The organism is Acidobacteriota bacterium (genome assembly GCA_034211275.1).
Lineage (GTDB): Bacteria > Acidobacteriota > Thermoanaerobaculia > Multivoradales > JAHZIX01 > JAGQSE01.
Genome location: JAXHTF010000343.1, coordinates 1 through 2800 on the forward strand (window position 1 = coordinate 1; position 2800 = coordinate 2800).

The 2800-nt window shown below is 59.9% G+C and carries 3 protein-coding genes; all 3 read left to right on the plus strand.

All coding sequences use genetic code 11. From position 1 onward, the window contains the following. Nucleotides 1–343: 343 nt before the first annotated feature. Nucleotides 344–667, plus strand: coding sequence for a trypco2 family protein (locus tag SX243_25750; protein ID MDY7096395.1), 324 nt, complete (start codon nucleotides 344–346; stop codon nucleotides 665–667). A 17-nt stretch (nucleotides 668–684) separates the two neighbouring features. Beyond that, nucleotides 685–2292, plus strand: a complete 1608-nt coding sequence (locus SX243_25755; protein MDY7096396.1) for a hypothetical protein — start codon at nucleotides 685–687, stop codon at nucleotides 2290–2292. Then, nucleotides 2289–2800, plus strand: a 512-nt coding sequence (locus tag SX243_25760) for an AAA family ATPase (protein MDY7096397.1), incomplete at its 3' end; no start/stop codon positions are given. The genes SX243_25755 and SX243_25760, both read left to right, overlap by 4 nt.

The window sequence follows — 2800 nt, forward strand, 5'->3', positions numbered from 1 at the left end:
ACTCGCTCCGATGCTCCAGCGTCGGAGCGAGTTTTCCCCGGGCATAGTTCCCTCTGAGAGCGTGAGGCGACCGCCGGCTTTGGCAAAGCGAAGCAATGAGCCCCTGGGAGCGCCGGCCTCTGGCCGGCTCCGGGGCGGGCGGGGGTGGCGTCCTCCGGAACGGAGGCCGCGATAGAGTAGCGAGGGGTTTCAACCCCTCGCGGGGCTTCGGGCTGACCTACCTGGAATCCGGTGCCGGTGCTGCGATGCATCTTTTGGCCGCCTTCGATAAACTCTCAACATCGCAATCGAGAAAACGTGGTGTCTCAGAGACCGGGTACCGAAGAAGGAGGCGTAGCGCGCAATGTCCAGCTCGACGATTCCCCTGGCGCAGGTGATTCAAGAACTTCGAGGACAGCTGTTGACGGCGATGGAGGCAGGTAAGGACGAGAAGCTGCGGTTGCAGGTCAAGGAGTTGGAGCTGGAGCTCCACGTTGGAGTGGAGAAGGAAGTAACCACCAAGGGCAAGGTGGGAGGCGGCATCAAGTTCTGGGTGCTTTCCGGCGATGTCTCGGGGGAGCTCAGCGGCCGCTATGCTAGCCAGAGCCTGCAGAAGATCCGTTTGAGCTTGGAACCGAAGCTGGTGGATGACGACGAGGACGGCGATGTCTACCTCTCGGCGCACTAGCCCCGCCGCCCTGACTCATGGCTGAGCTCGAAGCCGCCCGCTATGTACGCATCATGTGTGGGCAGGAGTTTCTCGGCTCAGGGTTCCGGCTGAGCCCGACCGTGGTCCTCACCTGCTGGCATGTCGTGTATGGCTACCTCGAAGGGTTACAGGTCCAGGATCCCGACGGCGACGGCTGGCAGTCCAACCCTGCGAAGGTGGTCTGGCCTCATCCCCCTCCTGCCGCGAAGGAATATGACGGGCCTGATGCGGTTCTCCTAGAGACCGATCCCCAGGGGAGCCTTTCTTCCTGGAGACGCTACCAGAAGGCCAGCATCCTGGCGGAGGGCCGCTGGAGCGGTGCTGGATATGTGTCCTCTGAGAAGAAGCCCGAGGAGCGTTTGCCGCTCGGAGGGGGCTTTCATCTGGTTGACGAGGCTGAGGGCGGCTTCACTGTATCGATGAAGTCCGGTAAGCCGAAGAAAGCCGGTGGATGGAAGGGTATCTCCGGTTCTCCAATCTTGACTCGAACCGGTGGTTCGGGTGGGTTGGCCTTAGTGGGGCTCTTGCGTTCGGCGGTCCATGTCTTCGAGGGGACCTACGTCAAAGCGGTCTCGGTGCCGTCTCTTTTCCGGGCTGACGGTTTCGAGGAGGCTCTTGGGCTCAATCAAAAGGAGGCTCTCGGGCTCAACAAAGAGGACGAGCGTTGGACGAGATTGCGAGAGGGGGTCGAGAACCACATGGATCAGCAGGTCTGTGCCAGGCTGCGACAGACGCTCGGCACAGGGTCGGACACTACGGGTGGCGGTCCAACTGACCAGGAACTGATCGATTTAGTGTGCGGAGGCCGTCAATTAGTAGACATCGCCACTGCACTATTGCGCGCCTATGGAGACGACTCAGCCAAATCGGCGCCTGAGCTTAGGAGTAGAATTAAGACTCTTGTTGACTATGCTCTGCCAGCATCGTTTTGGCAGAGATTGGGGCCGGAAGTGCCCCATTCTGCGGCGACAAGGGTTCGGATTCGCTTGCTCGTCAGGGATCTAGTGGAGGTTGCCTGCGCGGCCATTGACGGGCGCTCTCTGCGCTTGGAGGCGTCGTCTGTGAATCCTTCAAGGATTCGGGCTCCTTTGCAGGTTTCGTTGCCTCCAGAATCGGGTGCCGATCTCTCGGGAGAGCAGGGCGCTAGAGACGTGACTGGACAGCTAGTGAATAGGATGGCGCTCTCCGGAGCATGGGCAGACCGGCCGGAGGAACGTAGGCAAGCCTTGCTTTTCCTAGCGGAGGCAGTACCTCGAGCTGGCGACCACCTCTTTCACTCTTCTTTGATCCTGGATTTGGATGGCGTACCAGAGATGAATCCTGGCAAGTGGGAAGAGGTATTCCTGAGGATTCTAAATAGCAGAATTCGCGCTGAGGCTAGTAGAAATCTGCGCTACTACATCGTGGCTGATCCAGACCAGCTGCGAGATGCAGGTAGCGATGTGGGTCATGAGGCGGTCTTCAGATCCTTGGCACAGATCCTCCCAGAGCTACGCCAGGTGATTCTTGAACCGGATCTCGAAGAGGTTGCAGATGAAAACGAAACTCGAAATGCCTTGGTGAAGATCTTTGGAAAGCGTACATCGAAAGAAGACGATTCATGAATCTGTATCTCCCGTTTCCAACCGAGAATCTGAAACTCGGTACTCTCTCCAGTGCCCGCGCCGGTACTCACGTTTTTGAGCAACAGGACGTCGAAGCTGTCAACGCCGCTCTTGCGGCAGGTCGACCGCTGTTAATTCGCGGCGAACCGGGAGTGGGCAAGAGCCAGCTAGCCCGGGCGGCGGCGGTGAAGCTGGGAAGAGCCTTTGTTTCCGAGGTCATCGATGCCCGCACAGAGGGTCGGGATCTACTGTGGACCTTCGACGCCGTACGTCGGCTCGCGGATGCCCAGATGGCCGGGGCGCGGTCCCGATCCGACGAGAGCGGCGAGCAGCTGCCGGACGAGGGCCACTACGTGGTGCCGGGGCCTTTGTGGTGGGCTTTCAACTGGTCGAATGCAGAGGCTCAGGCGGAGAGAGCTGGAGAAGCAGCGCCTCCGGTGCCCGAAAGCTGCGATCCCAAGAACGGCGTGGTGCTTCTCCTCGACGAGATCGATAAGGCCGACAGCTC